Raw genomic sequence first — 16,919 nt, forward strand, 5'->3', positions numbered from 1 at the left:
GCTTTTTTTATGCCCGAAAGGTGGCCGCAATGGCGATGCCAACGAATGTTGACACGGGGAAGGTCGTTGGCCGATTCATCATCGGCGTCGCTGACGGACCAGACCCCGATAACGAACCGGACGCCCTCCCCGCCTCGGGGACGATCGCGTTCACCGCGTCCGTCCCCTACCTCCCCGATCCGACCGAGGGCACGACCATCCTCAAGGTCCCGATCATCGGAGTCCTCGACTCCGAGGGTTACCTGTGCGCCCCTGATCCTGCGGACCCGTCGAAGGCGGGTACGCGGGGGCTGCGGCTCATCGCGACAGATGACCCGGACCTGTCCGTTCAGGGATGGACATGGAATGTCACCTACACGTTCGGGACGGTGAATGGTGTCCGCCCGCAGGTCGCGTCGCATTCCATGGCGCTCCCCTCGGGGGCGACCATCGACCTGACGACGGTGGTGAAGGTCCCCTCGTCAACGGGGATCGGGACGGAGCAGGCGGAGGCCCTCGCCGTGCTCGCACAGCAGGCCGCCACCGACGCCGCCACCGCAGCACAGGCCGCGAACGATGCGGCCCTCGCCGCGTCGACCGCCGCGCAGGCCACCGACGCGGGAGTCGCCCTCCTCGTCACCGGCGACGGGGCGACCACCGCCGCTCTCGACCGCACCTACCGTGCCCACACCTCCGTCAAGGAGTACGGCGCACTCGGCGACGGGACCACCGATGACACGACCGCCGTGCAGGCCGCCCTCAACGCGGGTGCGGGCGGGTCCGTGTACTTCCCCCCGGGCGCGTACCGTCTCACGGGCCCGCTGACCGTCCCCACCGGCACCAGCGTCTCCGGGGCCGGATCCGGGGCCAGCCTCCTCGACTGGTCGACCAGGCCCGGGTTCGCGGCGACGAGCCTCCTCGCCTGGGCGAAGGGCACCGTCTCGGACCCGTCACCCCTCACCGTCGACACGGTCGTCGGGGACGCGCAAGTCACCGTCTCCCCCGGCCACACCTTCCAGGCCGGTGACTGGGTCCGCATCACTGCGGACGAGACGACCCTCAGCGGGGAAGCCGTGAAGGGCGAGTTTCAGCGAGTCCTCACTGTCGCCGGGAGCGTCCTCACCCTCGCCGGGTCCGTGTACGACACCTACACGCAGGCGTCCGCGGGCCGAGTGGAGCGCGCGAACCTCTCTACGGGTGCCATCTCAGGTCTCTCGATTCGAGGGAAGGGCATCAACTCGGCGGGGTACGGGGACACTGCGGTGGAGTTCTCTCTCGCCCGGGATGTGTCGGTCACCGACGTCCACTTCGAGCACATCGAGAATAAGTGCCTCCTCATGCAGTCGGTGGTGGGGTTGTCCGTCGCTGACTGCTACTTCCGCTTCCATCCCAGCTTCACCCCCTTGCAGTACGGGGTCGCTCTCACCGGAGCGTGCCAGATGGCGTCCATCCGTGGTTGCTCCTCCTGGAACGACCGCCACCTCGTCACCACCTCCACGTCGCAGTCGCTGCTCGCGGCGTCGACCGCCAGCCGCGGCATCCCCCGTATCATCACGATCACCGGATGCACTGCAAACGGGTCTTGGCAGGCCCCGATCGACACACACCGCGGCGGCGAGTATGTGACGGTCGTCGGCAACGCCCTGACCTCCGAGTCGACGGGCATCAAGATCCGTGGCGCGAACGCCCTCGTCTCCGGCAACACCATCACCGGGAAGTCCGTCAGCCTGGGCGGGTCCCCGTTCGGTGTGCGCGTCGGGATGGTCGGTGACAACGTCCGCGTCACCGGCAACGTCATCCGCGGCTTCGACACGGGCGTCCGCATCGAGACGCCGGACGGGACGACGAAGAGCCTTGTCGTCGCGGACAACTCGATCGTCGACTGCAAGTGGGCCGTCTACCTCGGCGCGAGCACGACGGTCCTCGACAAGGTCCAAGTCTGCGGGAACTACTTCTCGGTCCCCGCCACCGGCTACGGCCTCTACGTCACGACCACGGTCAATGACTTGGACGTGTCGCAGAACGTCTTCGACGGCGGAGTCCAGGGCGTCTATATGGCCTCCCCGACCCTGCCGATCACGCGCCTACTCATCCACGGCAACTCGATGCGAGGACAGTCCTCGTACGGCATGTACCTGCGGAACCTCACGGACGCGTTCGTTGCGGGGAACTTCTCCGCTACTCGGGAGATCCGCTTCGCCGCGACCTGCACCCGCGTCACCGCGGCGGTGAACGGCTGCACGATCACGGACTTGTCTGACGGGAAGACCGTCGTCATCAAGTAACCCCACCAGGCCCCGCGACCGCTCATGGTCCGGGGCCTTTCTCATGCCCAGGAGGCACCCCATGACCGACCACTGCTGGGACGACATGACCGAGGAGGACGCTGATGTGGCTGACGAAGCTCGCTGATCTCGCGGACCCCCGCTACGGACTGAGCGTCCGCTTCGAGTCGGGGTGGCGGACCCGTGGCGCGTCCGGCGGCTCACAGATGCGATCGGTCTCGGGCGTGCTCTGGCATCACACCGCGGGTGCGCGCTCCGGCACCTATCCGTCCCGTCTGATCCTCCGCGAGGGTAGGGCTGGCCTGTCCGGGCCGCTGTGCCACCTCGGCCTCGACCGGGACGGCACAGTGTGGGTCGTCGGCGCGGGGAAGGCGAACCATGCCGGGAAGGGCCGCGTTTCGGGAGTCCCGACCAATGGGGGGAACACGCGCCTGGTCGGGATCGAGATGGAGTCCGCTGGGGTGCGCCCCTGGGACTGGACCCCGGCGCAGCTCGCCGCGATGCCGAAGCTCGGGGCGGCGCTCTCCGACCTGTACGGGCTGTCCGCCTCCCAGCACTGGGGACACCTCGAGTACAGCAGCACCGGGAAGATCGACCCTGCCGGACTCCCTGGCGGCATGTCCGGTCTCAGGTCCCGGATCGCCGCCGTGAGCATCGGTGGCACCGTCACCGACCAGGCCCCCGAAGCCAGCGGTGAGTTCGCGGACGTCGACAAGACCCAGACCTGGCTTACCGCCCTCGGCTACGACCCCGGCCCGATCGACGGGAAGTACGGCGCGCGGACCGAGGCCGCGACCCAAGCCGCTCAGCAGGATCTCGGCATCACCCCGGCGGACGGCCGACCCGGCCCCGCCACCCGAACCCACCTGGAGGCAGCAGTGTCCAAGCTCGACAAGCTCGACGACATCCACGCATGGCTCGCACCGATCCACCGCGGCGGCAAGCAGATCACCATCCGGCAGGAGGTCGCCGACGCGAAGACCGCCGCCCTCGCCGCACGCGAGCAGACCGGCCCGATCCGCCGCGGCGGGAAGGACGTCACCCTCCGGCAGGAGGTCGCGGACGCGAAGACCCTCGCACTAGCCGCGGAGGCCCGCGACAAGGCGATCCTCGCCGCCATCCAGGCCGCGGCCAGCACCGGCACCCCCATCGACCTCGACGCGGTCACCGCCGCGGCCGAGCAGGGCGTCGCCAGGGCGATCGCGTCGATCAGCGCGGACGTCACCGTCACCGTCGAGGGGTGACTGCCATGCACGCGACCACCGAGGTTGATATCCGGCAACCTCCCGGCCTCGCACGGTTCCACGTCGCCCTGTTCACGGTCCTCGCCGCGTACGCCGCCTTCCGCGCCGCGTCGTTCTACATCGCCCTCGGAGGCGGTCGGGGCGGCGCGGTCCCCTCCGTGATCGATGCCGCGTTCTCCCTGCAAGTGTGGGCCGGGCTGTGGACCGCTGGAGCGGCCCTCCACCTCCTCGCGATCCGGTGGGAGTGGGCACGCTCCGCGACCCTCTGGACCTTCTCCATCAAGGGCCTCGCCGTCGCCACCGCCTTCGTCATGTCGACCGGCTCGATCGGCGGGTTCGTCTCCTACGGCTTCCCCGTCGTGGCGCTGTGGCTGATCCAATGGGCGCTCACCATGCGCACCACGGTCGTCGTCCAGGCCGTGCCTGTCATCGAGGCTCACACCGTGGCGGAAGCTGCGAGGGAGCGGCTCACGGCTGAGACCGACGAGATTCCGGAGGTCCCGTATGGCTGACCCGACCGTGCTCGTCGCCGCGATCGGTGGCGTCTCCGCGATCGTCGTCGCGCTGATCTCTCAGGGGCTGAAGCGGGCCGGTGAGCGGACCGAGCAGCAGATCAAGCAGCAAGTCCAGGAGACAACGAGATCAGCGACGAAGGCCGCTGACGAGTCCGCCCGCCAGGTCGGTGTGGACGTCGGCGGGGTCGTGTCCGCAGCGATCACCGCCGCTGTCGCACCCGTGAACGCTCGCCTCGAGATCGTCGAGGGCGAGGTGCGGATCCTCCGCTCCGACCTGGTGCCCATCGCTGTGTCCGACCGGGGCCTGGTCCTGTCGAAGGTGGCGGAGGGCCTGATCCAGCACCACCAGGTCGTGCCGATCCCCGAGTCCGTCGCGCCCCTGTACCCCCATCACCTGCGGCACGTGCCGCGCCCGAAGGAGAACCCATGATCACCACGTCCGCATTCTGGTTCGGCGCTGCCGAGCGCGCACTCAAGACCTTCTTCCAGACGTTCGTCGCCGTCATCATTGCCCAGCTCGGAGCGGAGACCGTCGGCGTGTCCGCCGGGATCCTCGACGCGGACTGGACCACTGCCGCCTCGGTCGCCGGACTCGCGACCGTCCTCTCCGTCGCCACCAGCATCGGCAACGCGGAGTTCGCCGCGGGCGATCCCGGCCACGGTCGCCGCGCACTCCGGGACGAGTGATGTTCCAGTGCCCCCTGTGCTCGGCGTCCTACTCGTCCGCGTGGGCGGCTGAGGAATGCCGCCGAGAGTGCGAGGACGCTGACCGTGACGCGCGCCGCGCGACCACTGAGCGCCGTCACTGATCGTCACTGATCGTCACTGACACACACTGACGCCCCCACTCTCCTTCGGGAGGGTGGGGGCGTTTCGTCATGCCTGGATGCTCAAGGCTCCACCGGCATCACGCCGAGGCACCCCCGCACCCGCTCCCCATCACAGCCCCTGCAAATCCACAGCGGATGCCCGCCACCGATCGCCCCGTCACACCTACAGAACCGGAAGCTGCGCATGTACCGGGTCTCCCCGCAGGGGCATGGCGGCATCGGCGGCTCAGCCCAACCCCCGGGCGTACGGACCAGCGTCATGATTCGACCCCTTTCACCAGACGGGCCTGTAGCTCCGCAGCATGCACCACCGTCGGCCGCGTCCGAGACGGGACCAGGTGCCCATAGATCCGCGTCGTCGTCGAGATGTCCGCATGCCCCAACGCCCGCGACACCTCGAAGAGGTCCGCGCCCTGCGAGAGCATGTAGGACGCGGCGAAGTGCCGGAGCCAGTGCACCGTCGGACGCGGAGACACCTTCGCCGCCGTCACCGCCGGATCCCAGTGCGACTTATAGAACGTCGAGTGCTGCACCCTGTCCCCGCGCGTGTTCGTGAAGACGTAGTCACCCGGCCGGCCCCGCTTCCCCAGCGACTCGATCACTGCCGGGTCTGTCTCCACGCGCCGCCTCGAGGTGGTCGTCTTCGTCGCACCGATCACCCGACCGGACACCTCGTCGTGCTTCCACGCCTGCCGCACGGTGAGGTGCCGCGTGTCGACGTCCCGCCATGTGAGGGCTGTCGCCTCCCCCCACCGCATCCCCGTAGCGCCGAGGAGCCACACGAGTGGCTTGTAGTGGTCGGTGATCGCGGCGTGCAGTGCGAGGAACTCCTCGACGGTCAGCACGTCGATGTGGGAGGCGGATCGGGCGGGGAGCCGGACCCCGGTGGCGACGTTCCCGGGCACCCAACCACGGGTTCGTGCGTGTCCGAGGATCGTGGCGAGGAGCCCGTGTTCGTTGCGGATCGTCTTCGGGGCGATCGGGCGGCGCGTCTTCTCGGAGACGCTGCCGGCCCGGTGCCGCACCCACGCCTCAACGTCGACGCGGGAGATCAGGTCGACGGGCAAGTCCCCCGTCAGGTCAGTGAATCCGGAGCGGGCGAGCATGCGACGGTACTCCGCGGCGGTGCCGGGGGTGATGTCGATGGCCTGCTCAATGTAGTCCTCGAGGACGGTGGCGATGGTGGGTGCGGTAGAGGTGGCGGCGCGGCCTCGCTTCGCACGCGCCGCGGCTCCGCCGATCCGTTCGACGAGTTCCTTGAAGAACTGCGCCTGGTGGGCGGTGTCGAACGTCTCGGAGACGACGCTGCCACCGGGGCGCTCGCGGAACATGACGCGGTAGGCGACTGTGCCGTTAGAACGCTGTCGGTGCTGGATCGATGCCATGGGGTGCCTCCTGGTTGCCAGGAGTGTTGCCCTTAGGTCCGACATTCGACGCCGCAAGCCTGTGACCTGCGGCGATGCAGTACCCCCAACGGGATTCGAACCCGTGTCGCCGGCGTGAAAGGCCGGTGTCCTGGGCCACTAGACGATGGGGGCCCGGGGCAGGAACTGCCCGGGAACGAGCATAGCCGCGCGCACCGCTCGCCCGCCTCCCTGTTCCCCGTCGATGCGGCGCACGCGACATGCAGCGGAGGCGGCCCACCTCGTGACCGGGCCGCTCCGGAGCGCCCAGGGCCCCGTGGTTCGATGAGCACATGATCCGCATCAGCCGTGAGGAGTTCGAGGAGGCCGTCGACGACGCGCTGGACTCGCTGCCCGAGGACATCGCTCGGGCGATCGCGCAGGCGAACGTCGCGATCCTCGTCGAGGAGGAGCCGGACGCGCACGCCGACGGGACCGAGCTGCTGGGCCTGTACGTCGGGATCCCGCTCGATCAGCGCAGCGTCTTCGCGGGGTACGCCGAGCCGGACCGGATCCTCATCTTCCGCGGGCCGCTGCAGCGGATGGCGCGGAGCCGCGAGCATCTCGTCGAGCAGATCGCGGTGACGGTCCTGCACGAGCTGGGGCACCTCTTCGGGCTGAGCGATCGCCGCCTCCACGAGCTGGGCTGGGGCTGATCGACGTCTTGCGAGGCACGAGCGATAGGAGACCAGCCAGTCCAGCGCCGGCTGATCGACGTCTTGCGAGGCACGAGCGACAGGAGACCAACCAGTCCAGCGCCGGCTGAACTCCTGCGGCGGGAGCGTCATAGGCTCGCTCCATGAGCACCGACCAGCGCAATCACCGGATCCTCCTGGCCCGTCGGCCCCATGGCGAGCCCGTCGCCGCGGACTTCCGGCATGACGTCACCCCCGTCCCCACCCCCGGACCCGGCGAGGCGCTGCTGCGCACCCTGCACGTCTCCCTCGACCCGTACGTGCGTGGGCGGATGAACGATGTACGCTCCTATGCCGCGCCGATGCAGCTCGGGGACGTGATCGTCGGCGGAACCGTCTCCGAGGTCGTCGAGTCGGCCGACGACTCCCTCTCCCCCGGTGACCTGGTGCTCGGCTACGGCGGCTGGCAGGAGTTCAGCGTCGAGCGTGTCTCCGGACTGCGGCGGCTGGACCCCGCGGCCGCCCCGGTGACGACGGCGCTCGGCGTGCTGGGCATGCCCGGCTTCACCGCCTACGCGGGGCTGCTCGCGATCGGCCGGCCGCAGCCGGGCGAGACCGTCGCGGTGGCCGCGGCGGCGGGGCCTGTCGGCTCTGCGGTCGCACAGATCGCCCGCCTGCGAGGCGCGCGGGCCGTCGCGATCGCCGGCGGCGAGGAGAAGACGGCGCTGCTGCGGGAGTTCGGCGTCGACGCAGCACTGGACCATCGCGCCCCGGACCTGCCCGGTCGACTCGCCGCGGCCGCACCCGACGGGATCGACGTCTACTTCGAGAACGTCGGCGGGGCGGTGTGGGATGCGGTGCTGCCGCTGCTGAACGAGTTCGCCCGCGTGCCCGTCTGCGGCCTCGCCGCGAGCTACAACGCCACGTCCCTGCCCGAGGGCCCGGATCGCAGCGGCGCCCTGATGGGCCAGGTGCTCTCCCGCAGCCTCACGCTGCGCGGCTTCATCCAGCGGGAGTTCGTGCCGACCATGTTCGAGGACTTCCTGCGGGACATGGGCGACTGGGTCGCCGCGGGCGAGGTGCAGTACCGGGAGGACGTCACCGAGGGACTGGATCGGGCACCCGAGGCCTTCGTCGGGATGCTGCGCGGAGAGAATCTCGGCAAGGCCCTGATCACCATCGCCTGAGCACTCCGCCGTGGCGTGCCTCTCACCGCGAGATCTCGGGTGGGAGCACGCCCCGCGGGGCTGTTACCCTGGACCTCGGCCGCCACGGCGGCCACGGCTCTGTAGCTCAGTTGGTAGAGCGTTCGACTGAAAATCGAAAGGTCACCGGATCGACGCCGGTCGGAGCCACCACCCCGAAGCCCCCTGGTCACCCAGGGGGCTTCGTCGTTCCTCGAGGTCGGCTCGATCTCCGGCGGCGCGTCCTCTGGGGGCTGTCCCCCGGGGGGATGGGGAGTCCTCCCCGTGGCGCGCGGCCGACGGGTGCCGTGGAATGGTCCCGTCACGCCGGACCGATCCGCAGGAGCAGCTCATGCCTCGCAATGCCGATCCCGACGGGCCCCGGGCCCGCTCGCTGCATCGCCGCCTCGCGATCCTGTGCGGCGCGGTCGCCGTCGCCTGGCTCGCGATCGCGCTCGGCAGCTCGGCGCTGCCCACCGGATCGATCCCCTCGATGGTGCTGCTGGGGCTCGCCGCTCCGGTCTTCGCGACCCTCGCCCTGCTCCACGCCCGCTCGGGCTGGGGCCGCCCCCTGCGGCGCTGAGCCCCGAGGTGGAGCGTCAGTCCTCCGCGGACTCGGCCCAGTCCACCCCGTCCATCGAGAGCCGCTGCGCCATGTCCTCGAGGAAGTCGATGACCACTCGGCGCTCCCCGGGAGCGAGCCGACGAGCGGCCTCGACCCGGCGGGCCTGCTGCGCCCCGACCGTGCGCACGGCGGCGGCGCGGGTCGACGGCTCGACCGCGAGCACCGTGGCGCGGCGGTCCGTCGGATGGGGCTCGCGCCGCACGTGACCCGCCCGCTCGAGGCGATCCAGCAGCTTGGTGGTCGAGGCGGTGGAGATCCCGAGAGCGCGCGCGAGGGAACCGGGGGTGGCAGGCGTCCCCCTGTTCCCGGCGACGATCAGCACGTGCAGAGCCCGCATGTCGGTCTCGCCCAGCTCCATATAGCGGAGCGACGCCTCGGCGAGCGCCTTCTCGGCGGCACGCAGACGCACGAGAGCTGCCATGACCGCGTCGATCTGGGCCACGTCCTCGTCGGCGAGTCCGCTGCGGTCCACAAGCTCTCCGCGGGGATCGCTCGCCGCGAGGCTGAACAGCGACGTCCCGAGGTCGGGGTCGGTCCGCTCTCGCTCACTCCCGGGGTCCGCTGCCATGGGAGGCATGGTAGCCCCACCTCTCTTACGAGGTAGATATCTAGCCAAGCTAGCAATGTGTGCAAGACTGGGCCGACTCCGTCCGCGAAGGGACACACCATGCCGCACTCCGCCTCCTCCCCCGCTTCGCCCGCTTCCCCCGCTTCCCCCAACCCTGCCGCTCCTGGCGCCCCGTCGGGTGGAGCCTCTGCGCACGCCGGCTCGCCGCAGAGCGGCGGGCGTCGGCATCGCCGAGACCTGCCCCGCACGCCCCGGGCGTTGCGCATCCTGCTGCCGGCGCTGCTGATCGTCGGCTGGCTCGCGCTCGCGGGGGTGGGCGGCCCCTACTTCGGGCGGGTCGACGAGGTCTCCTCGAACGACCGCACGGCCTATCTGCCCGAGTCCTCCGAGGCGACCCGCGTCGCGCAGCTCGCCCCCGAGTTCACCGGTTCCGATGCGATCCCCGCGATCATCGTCATCACGTCCCCCACCGCGATCGACGCGGAGTCCTCTGCGGCGATCGAGCAGGCCACCGCCGATCTGGCCCAGCTCGAGCAGGTCCGCGGCGACGTCTCCCCGCCGATCACCTCCGAGGACGGACTCGCGGTCCAGGTGTTCGTGCCGCTGGACGCCGAGACGGACCTCGCCGAGGCGACCACCGCCCTTCGGGCCGATCTCGAGGCCGATTTGCCGCCGGGCCTCACCGGCTACGTCACCGGGCCCGCCGGCTTCTCCGCCGATCTCGCCGAGGCCTTCGCCGGGATCGACGGGCTGCTGCTGGGCGTCGCCCTCGCTGCCGTGCTGCTGATCCTGGTGGTGGTCTACCGCTCGCTGCTGCTGCCCGCCGTCGTGCTCGCCACCAGCATGTCCGCCCTGTGCGCGGCGCTGCTGCTGATCTGGCACCTGGCCGCCGCCGATGTGCTGCTGCTGTCCGGCCAGACCCAGGGCATCCTGTTCATCCTGGTGATCGGCGCGGCCACCGACTACTCCCTGCTCTACGTCGCCCGATACCGCGACGAGCTGCGCCGCACCGCGAGCCGCTGGACGGCCACGACGAGGGCCCTGCGCGGCACGATCGAGCCCGTCCTCGCCTCGGGCGGGACAGTGATCGCGGGACTGCTGTGCCTGCTGCTCTCCGACCTGCGCTCCAACAGCTCCCTCGGACCGGTCGCCGCGGTCGGCATCCTGTTCGCGATGGCGGCCGCACTGACCTTCCTCCCCGCCGCGCTGCTGCTCCTCGGCCGTACGGCGTTCTGGCCCCGTCGACCGCGGCTCGAGACCGGGGCCGACGGCGGGGCCGAGCCCCACGGCGGGTCCGCCTCCGACGGCGGGGCCGAGACCGGGACGTCGGGCCACGGCGTCTGGGAGCGCATCGCCCGCGCCGTCCGCCGGCGCCCGCGCCCGGTGTGGGTGCTGACCGCGCTGGTCCTCGCCGTCGGCGGGGTCGGCCTGGTCCAGCTCGAGGCCGACGGGGTTCCCCAGTCGGATCTGGTGCTCGGGGAGTCCTCGGCCCGGGAGGGGCAGGCCGCGCTCGGCGAGCACTTCCCCGCCGGTGCCGGCTCCCCCGTCCAGGTGCTCGTTCCGGAGACGGACCTGCAGGCCACGGCGGATCTGCTCGCCGCGGCCGACGGCATCGACTCCGTCGCGGTGACCGCCGCGGACTCCCCCAGCGGCTCCGCCCCGGTGACCGCCGACGGGATCCAGCCCCTCGGCCCGCCCGGGAGCCCCGCCCCCGAACCGACCGTCGTCGACGGGCAGGTGCTGCTGCAGGCGACGCTGTCCAGCGCGCCGGATTCCCTCGCGGCGGAGGAGACGGTCCGCGAGCTGCGCGGCGAGCTCGCGGCGCAGGATCTGCCCGCCCTGGTCGGCGGCTCCACAGCGACCGCGCTGGACACGGACGAGACGTCCGTGCAAGACCGCGCGCTGATCATCCCGATCGTCCTCGTGGTGATCACGGTGATCCTCATGCTGCTGCTGCGCGCGATCCTCGCCCCGCTGCTGCTGATCGCCACGACGGTGCTGTCCTTCGCGACGGCGCTCGGGATCTCCGCGCTCGTGTTCGAGCACGTGTTCCGCTTCCCCGGCGCGGATCCCGCCGTCCCCCTGTACGGCTTCGTGTTCCTCGTCGCCCTCGGGATCGACTACAACATCTTCCTCATGACCCGGGTGCGGGAGGAGTCCCTGCGGCATGGGACGCGGGACGGGGTGGTCCGCGGGCTCGCCGTGACCGGCGGGGTCATCACCTCCGCCGGCCTGGTGCTCGCGGCGACCTTCGCCGCCCTCGGGGTGATCCCGATCCTGTTCCTCGCCCAGATCGCGTTCATCGTCGCCCTCGGCGTCCTGCTGGACACCTTCGTGGTCCGCACCCTGCTGGTGCCGGCCCTCGCCCTCGACCTCGGTCGGGTCATCTGGTGGCCCTCGGCGCTGTGGCGGCGCGGGAAGGCGTGAACCGGGCGCTCCACCACCGCTCGCCGCGGTCGCTCCGCAGGTCCTCGCGGAGCGACAGCGGCGAGCGGCCGCGCCTCCTAGGCTGAGGGGGATCCCCGGGAGAACCCCGGACCCGACCATCCCCTGGAGGACGACGATGTCAGCCCAGAACCCGGATCTCGAGATCGCCCAGGCGGCGACCCTGCTGCCGATCCGCGAGATCGCCGAGCGCGCCGGGATCCCCGAGGAGGCCCTGATCCCCTACGGCACGACGAAGGCCAAGGTGGACGTCCGCGCGATGGAGCCGACGGGGCGCACGGGACGCCTCGTCCTGGTCTCCGCCATGTCGCCCACCCCCGCAGGCGAGGGCAAATCCACCACCACCGTCGGCCTCGCCGACGCCTTCTCGCTGCTGGACCATCGCACGATGGTCGCCCTGCGGGAGCCCGCACTCGGCCCGATCATGGGCATCAAGGGCGGCGCGACCGGTGGCGGCCACGCCCAGGTGGTGCCGATGGAGGACATCAATCTCCACTTCACCGGCGACTTCCATGCGATCCAGATCGCGAACAACACCCTCGCGGCCCTGGTCGACAATCACCTCCAGCAGGGCAACGGGCTCGACATCGACCCGCGCCGCATCCAGTGGAAGCGGGTCGTCGACGTGAACGACCGCGCCCTGCGCCAGGTCGTCATCGGGCTCGGCGGACCCGGGCAGGGAGTGCCCCGTGAGGACGGATTCGACATCGTCGTCGCCTCCGAGATCATGGCGATCCTGTGCCTCGCGACAGATCTCGCGGACCTGCAGCGCCGCATCGACGCCATCGTCGTCGGCTACCGCCGCGACCGCACCCCGGTGACCGTCGCCGATCTCCAGGTGGGCGGCGCGATCACCATGCTGCTCAAGGACGCCCTGCTGCCGAACCTGGTCCAGACCCTCGGCGGCACGCCCGCCCTCGTGCACGGCGGACCCTTCGCGAACATCGCCCACGGCTGCAACTCCCTCGCCGCGACCCGCCTCGCGCTCTCCCTCGCGGACATCACCGTGACCGAGGCCGGCTTCGGCTCCGATCTCGGCGCGGAGAAGTTCCTCGACATCAAGTCCCGCCTCGGCGGACTCCATCCCGACGCCGTCGTGGTCGTCGCGACCGTGCGCGCCCTGAAGATGCACGGCGGGGTGGCCAAGGCCGACCTCGGCACCGAGGATCTCGACGCCGCCCTCGCCGGCACCGCGAACCTCGCCCGCCACGTGCAGAACCTGCGCAAGTTCGGGCTCGAGCCGGTGATCGCCCTGAACCGCTTCCCCACGGACACCGAGGCCGAGCTCGCCGCCGTCCTCGACTGGGCTCGGGAGCAGGGCTTCCGCGCGGCCCTCTCGGAGGTGTGGGCCGACGGCGGCGAGGGCGGCCGGGCCGTCGCCGAGCAGGTGCTCGCCGTGATCGAGGCCGGCGAGGGCGAGGGGTACCACCCGCTCTACGACCCGGCGGGCGGGATCGAGGAGTCCCTGCGCACCCTCGCCCGCGAGGTCTACGGCGCCGACGACGTGGTGCTCACCGAGCGCGCCCCCGCCCAGCTGCGGATGCTGCAGCGCAACGGCTGGGACACCCTGCCGGTCTGCGTCGCGAAGACGCAGTACTCCTTCTCGGACGATCCGACGCTGCTCGGCGCCCCCACCGGGCACGTGCTGCACGTGCGGGACCTGGTGCCCAAGATCGGTGCGGGCTTCGTCGTCGCCCTGACCGGCGCGATCATGACCATGCCGGGACTGCCCAAGGAGCCGGCCGCCCTGCGCATGGGGGTCACCGAGTCCGGGGAGTCCGTCGGGCTGTTCTGAGAGCGTCCGACGGGGGCCGGGTCGTCCGACGGGCGCCGCGGCCCGCCGGACCCGTCGGGGCTCCCGACGGGATCCGGCTCAGTGCCGCTCGTCGCGCTCGGCGACCTGCTCGGCCTCGCGCTCGGTCTCGTCATCGAGGTCGATGTCGAGGATCTCCTCGTCCTCGACCTCCTCGGCGCCGGCCTCCGGCTCCTCCCAGTTGGGGTCGATGAGGGCATCCTCGTGCTCGGCGACCACGACGTTCTCCGGGAACCGCTCGGCGCCCTCCCCCGCCAGGCCCTCGTGGTCGTCCCCTGACTCGTCGACGAAGCCGTCCTCGTCGTCATCGTCGTCGCCCGCCGCGGCCAGCCGCGGGGTGAGCTCGTCGATCGCATAGTCGCCGCCGCGCACGAAGCCGCGCCGGAAGGCTGCGCGGCCCACCATCACGCTCGCGACCGGGACGGTCAGCATCTGCGCCAGGAGGACGGCGAGGAAGAGCGCCGCGAGGGTCCAGGAGCCGGTCGCGATCGCGACGCCGGAGAACACCAGGATCAGCCCGAGGGTCTGCGGCTTCGACGCGGCGTGGAGGCGCATCAGCACCCCCTGGAAACGGTTCAGCCCGATCGCGGCGAGCACCGCGAGCAGCACGCCGAGCCCGATCAGGATCGATGCCACGATCTCGGCGACGCTCATCCTCGGCCTCCCTCGTCCGGGGCCCCGAAGGAGCCGTCGCCCGCCCCGAAGTCCTCGTCCTGCGCGTCGTGCGCGTCCTCCGCGGACCCGTCGTCCCCCGTCGGGCCATCGACGCGGGGGGCGCGATCGTCCTGCTCGTCGTCCTCGGACGCGAACCTCTCGAACCCGCGGTCCGCGCCGTCGCCGCCGAAGCCGCTCGGCTCGATGTCGAGGTCGGTCGGGACGGTGTTCGCGGACGAGGCGCCGGAGGCCGCGCCGGGCTCCGCGGCTCCCGCGCGAGACGAGGACGGACCGGGGTCGCCGTCCCCGCTGACGTCATGGATCACCTCGTGCTCGGCGGTGACGGTGTCCGGCTCCTCGGACTGCAGATGCCGCCCCTGCAGCGTATCCTCGCGGGCCACGAAGCGGGCGAAGGTCACGGTGCCGATGAAGGCCAGCCCCGTCAGGGTCAGCATCGCCGGCCCCGCCCAGGGTGCCCGCGCCTGGGCGGTGTACAGGGCGATCCCGAGCACCAGCAGCACCACGAAGGTGTCCGTGGACACCGCGCGGTCGAGGATCGTCGGCCCCACGATCATGCGGTAGACGACCACGAGCGAGGACAGGGCGAGGACCGCCCCGCACACCAGCAGCAGGATCTCGAAGGGGCTCATCGCAGACCGGCCTCCTCGAGCAGCTCCCGGCGCGCGAAAGCGCGCAGCAGACGCTCCTCCTGGGCGAGGACGTCGGCGCGCGCCGCCTCGACCTCCTCGGCGGTGCCCGGGCCGATCGTGTGGAGGAACAGCATGCCGGTGGCGCGCTGCGCCTCGACCACCACCGAGCCGGGCACCAGGGTGCACAGGATCCCGGTCATGGTCAGGAAGAAGTCGGAGCGCGAGGCGAGCTGCACGGCGATCACCGAGCCCGGCGGCGTGGGTGCCGGGCGGATCGCGTACCAGCCCACCTGCACCGCGGAGACGCACAGGTCGACGAGGAAGCGCACCAGGAAGTGGACCGCCGAGAGCGGGCGGACGGTCAGCTCGTGGCCCATCGGCGGCATCGGGAACAGCCAGAAGACGAGGATCGCCGCGAGGGCCCCGCCGAGCAGGGTGCGCAGGTCGACGGCCCCCCACAGGAGGCACCACAGCAGGACCGCCGCCAGGATCCACAACCAGGAGCGGCGCAGCTCGTCCAGTCGCCGGCTCATCGTTCCTCCACCCGCTGCCCCTGGTCGTCGATGCGGTAGACCAGCTCCTCCGCCGCCTCGTCGCCGAGCACCGCCGAGACGTACGGGGAGCGCTGCAGCACCGCGTGCGCCGCCTCGTCGGCGTAGTCCATGATCGGCCCCGCCAGCACCGTCAGCAGCAGGGAGAAGGCGATCATCGCGCCGGTGGCGCCGAGCATCACGCGCGGGATCGGCACGTCGCGCTCGACGATCTCCTGATCGGGCTCCTGCCAGAAGGCACGGTTCCAGATCTTCGCGATCGCGTAGAGGGTCAGCAGGCTCGTGATCACGCTGACGGCGATGAGCATCCATCCCGCGGCGGTGTCGAAGGAGATGCCGGCCTCGATCAGTCCGACCTTCCCGATGAAGCCCGAGAAGGGCGGGATGCCCGCGAGGTTCATCGCCGGGATGAAGAAGAGCACCGCGATCACCGGGGCGAGCTTCGCCAGACCGCCCAGCTTGATGAGGTTCGTGGTCCCGCCGCGGTGCTCGATCAGGCCCGCGGCGAGGAAGAGCGTGGACTGCACGGTGATGTGGTGGGCGACGTAGTAGATCGTCGCCGCCATGCCGGTCTGGGTGACCATGCCCAGACCGAACAGCATGTACCCCATGTGCGAGACGAGGGTGAAGGAGAGGACGCGCTTGAGGTCGGTCTGCGCGACCGCGCCCAGGATCCCGATGAACAGGCTCAGCCCCGCCGCGGCGAGCAGCAGGTTCGAGATCTGCGAAGCGGGGAAGAGCAGCGTCTCCAGGCGCAGGATCGCGTAGATGCCGACCTTGGTGAGCAGGCCCGCGAAGACCGCGGTCACCGGGGCGGGGGCGGTCGGGTACGAGTCCGGCAGCCAGGCGCTCAGAGGGAAGATCGCGGCCTTGATCGCGAAGGCCACCAGCAGCATCAGCTCGAGGATCATCCGGGTGCCGGACTCCAGGCCGTCCAGCCGCACCGCGAGCTCGGCCAGGTTCACGGTGCCCACCGCGGTGTACACCGCCGCGATGGCGGCCAGGAAGATCACCGAGCTGAGAAGGGAGACGATCACGTAGGTGGTCGCCGCGCGGATCCGGCTCGCCGAGCCGCCGAGGGTGAGCAGCACGTAGCTCGAGGCCAGCAGCACCTCGAAGCCGACGTAGAGGTTGAACAGATCGCCCGCGAGGAAGGCCATCGACACCCCGGCCACGAGCGTCAGGTAGGTGGGGTGGTAGATGGCGACCGGGGTCCGCTCCGAGGACTCGGAGACCGCCTGCGCGCTCGAGTAGACCAGCACCGCGAGGGTGACCAGGCTCGAGACCACGAGCATCATCGCGGTGAGCCGGTCGGCGACCAGCACGATGCCCAGCTGCGGGGTCCAGTTGCCGATCTGCAGCACCATCACCCCGCCCACCTCGGAGACGTGGTAGCCCACGACGAGGGAGACCGCGAGGATCGCGCCGAGGGTGAGGATCGTCAGCCACAGCTGCACGCGCACGTGGTGCCGCAGCAGCAGGGTCACCGCGGCGCCGCCGAGCGGCAGCATCACGGGCAGGGCCAGGAGGAGCTCCAT

16 protein-coding genes and 2 tRNA genes are annotated in these 16,919 nt (G+C 71.0%); 11 read left to right on the forward strand and 7 right to left on the reverse strand.

All coding sequences use genetic code 11. The annotated features are described in order from the left end of the window. The first annotated feature begins 35 nt into the window (after positions 1-35). The 5 genes from ACZCAH_RS10675 to ACZCAH_RS10695 all read left to right on the forward strand — a co-directional run bounded on the left by ACZCAH_RS10675 (position 36) and on the right by ACZCAH_RS10695 (position 4,710). Entirely contained in the window at positions 36-2,264 is a 2,229-nt protein-coding gene (locus ACZCAH_RS10675; RefSeq protein WP_464341058.1) for a glycosyl hydrolase family 28-related protein, read from the forward strand. Between the two features lie 104 nt (positions 2,265-2,368). Next, entirely contained in the window at positions 2,369-3,508 is a 1,140-nt protein-coding gene (locus tag ACZCAH_RS10680) for a peptidoglycan recognition protein family protein (RefSeq protein WP_464341059.1), read from the forward strand. Further along, entirely contained in the window at positions 3,505-4,020 is a 516-nt protein-coding gene (locus ACZCAH_RS10685) for a hypothetical protein (RefSeq protein WP_464341060.1), read from the forward strand. Before ACZCAH_RS10680 ends, ACZCAH_RS10685 begins: the two co-directional genes overlap by 4 nt. Beyond that, entirely contained in the window at positions 4,013-4,453 is a 441-nt protein-coding gene (locus ACZCAH_RS10690) for a hypothetical protein (RefSeq protein WP_464341061.1), read from the forward strand. The genes ACZCAH_RS10685 and ACZCAH_RS10690 overlap by 8 nt, the downstream gene beginning before the upstream one ends. After that, positions 4,450-4,710 (forward strand): holin, encoded by a 261-nt coding sequence (locus ACZCAH_RS10695; RefSeq protein WP_464341062.1) that lies wholly within the window; start codon positions 4,450-4,452, stop codon positions 4,708-4,710. The genes ACZCAH_RS10690 and ACZCAH_RS10695 overlap by 4 nt, the downstream gene beginning before the upstream one ends. Positions 4,711-5,110: 400 nt before the next feature. Here the strand turns inward: ACZCAH_RS10695 and ACZCAH_RS10700 are convergent, their stop codons facing one another. Together ACZCAH_RS10700 and ACZCAH_RS10705 are read right to left on the reverse strand one after the other, a co-directional pair. After that, positions 5,111-6,238, reverse strand: a complete 1,128-nt coding sequence (locus ACZCAH_RS10700; protein WP_464341063.1) for a tyrosine-type recombinase/integrase — start codon at positions 6,236-6,238, stop codon at positions 5,111-5,113. A gap of 80 nt (positions 6,239-6,318) precedes the next feature. Then, positions 6,319-6,391: transfer RNA gene (locus tag ACZCAH_RS10705), tRNA-Glu, on the reverse strand. A 158-nt stretch (positions 6,392-6,549) separates the two neighbouring features. Here ACZCAH_RS10705 and ACZCAH_RS10710 point away from each other — a divergent pair. The 4 genes from ACZCAH_RS10710 (at position 6,550) to ACZCAH_RS10725 (ending at position 8,658) form a co-directional block, all read left to right on the forward strand. After that, entirely contained in the window at positions 6,550-6,912 is a 363-nt protein-coding gene (locus ACZCAH_RS10710) for a metallopeptidase family protein (RefSeq protein WP_464341064.1), read from the forward strand. Positions 6,913-7,055: 143 nt separating this feature from the next. Beyond that, positions 7,056-8,078 carry an NADP-dependent oxidoreductase gene (locus ACZCAH_RS10715; RefSeq protein WP_464341065.1) on the forward strand — a complete coding sequence of 341 codons (1,023 nt, stop codon included), beginning with the start codon at positions 7,056-7,058 and terminating at the stop codon, positions 8,076-8,078. Positions 8,079-8,173: 95 nt separating this feature from the next. Beyond that, a tRNA-Phe gene (locus ACZCAH_RS10720) sits at positions 8,174-8,249 on the forward strand. Positions 8,250-8,427: 178 nt separating this feature from the next. Beyond that, positions 8,428-8,658, forward strand: coding sequence for a hypothetical protein (locus ACZCAH_RS10725; RefSeq protein WP_464341066.1), 231 nt, complete (start codon positions 8,428-8,430; stop codon positions 8,656-8,658). A 16-nt stretch (positions 8,659-8,674) separates the two neighbouring features. Here ACZCAH_RS10725 and ACZCAH_RS10730 read toward each other — a convergent pair whose 3' ends face one another. Then, complete coding sequence (locus ACZCAH_RS10730) at positions 8,675-9,268, reverse strand: MarR family winged helix-turn-helix transcriptional regulator (protein ID WP_464341067.1); 594 nt, start codon at positions 9,266-9,268, stop codon at positions 8,675-8,677. A 99-nt stretch (positions 9,269-9,367) separates the two neighbouring features. On the opposite strand from ACZCAH_RS10730, the gene ACZCAH_RS10735 reads away from it, so the two are divergent. Both ACZCAH_RS10735 and ACZCAH_RS10740 read left to right on the forward strand, forming a co-directional pair. Continuing rightward, the gene (locus ACZCAH_RS10735) at positions 9,368-11,695 is read left to right on the forward strand and encodes an MMPL family transporter (RefSeq protein ID WP_464341068.1); all 2,328 of its coding nucleotides are present in this window, start codon (positions 9,368-9,370) and stop codon (positions 11,693-11,695) included. 136 nt (positions 11,696-11,831) lie between these two features. Next, a complete protein-coding gene (locus ACZCAH_RS10740) occupies positions 11,832-13,508 on the forward strand; it encodes a formate--tetrahydrofolate ligase (RefSeq protein ID WP_464341069.1) in 1,677 nt (558 codons plus the stop codon). A 78-nt stretch (positions 13,509-13,586) separates the two neighbouring features. Here ACZCAH_RS10740 and mnhG read toward each other — a convergent pair whose 3' ends face one another. The 4 genes from mnhG to ACZCAH_RS10760 are packed head-to-tail and all read right to left on the reverse strand — an operon-like array spanning position 13,587 to position 16,919. After that, on the reverse strand, positions 13,587-14,180 hold the full coding sequence (mnhG, locus tag ACZCAH_RS10745; protein WP_464341070.1) for a monovalent cation/H(+) antiporter subunit G: 594 nt from the start codon (positions 14,178-14,180) through the stop codon (positions 13,587-13,589). Further along, positions 14,177-14,830, reverse strand: a complete 654-nt coding sequence (locus tag ACZCAH_RS10750; protein WP_464341071.1) for an MrpF/PhaF family protein — start codon at positions 14,828-14,830, stop codon at positions 14,177-14,179. The genes mnhG and ACZCAH_RS10750 overlap by 4 nt, the downstream gene beginning before the upstream one ends. Further along, complete coding sequence (locus ACZCAH_RS10755; protein WP_464341072.1) at positions 14,827-15,363, reverse strand: Na+/H+ antiporter subunit E; 537 nt, start codon at positions 15,361-15,363, stop codon at positions 14,827-14,829. The genes ACZCAH_RS10750 and ACZCAH_RS10755 overlap by 4 nt, the downstream gene beginning before the upstream one ends. Beyond that, the gene (locus tag ACZCAH_RS10760) at positions 15,360-16,919 is read right to left on the reverse strand and encodes a Na+/H+ antiporter subunit D (protein ID WP_464341073.1); all 1,560 of its coding nucleotides are present in this window, start codon (positions 16,917-16,919) and stop codon (positions 15,360-15,362) included. Before ACZCAH_RS10760 ends, ACZCAH_RS10755 begins: the two co-directional genes overlap by 4 nt.

The organism is Brachybacterium sp. B718/18, assembly GCF_055454375.1.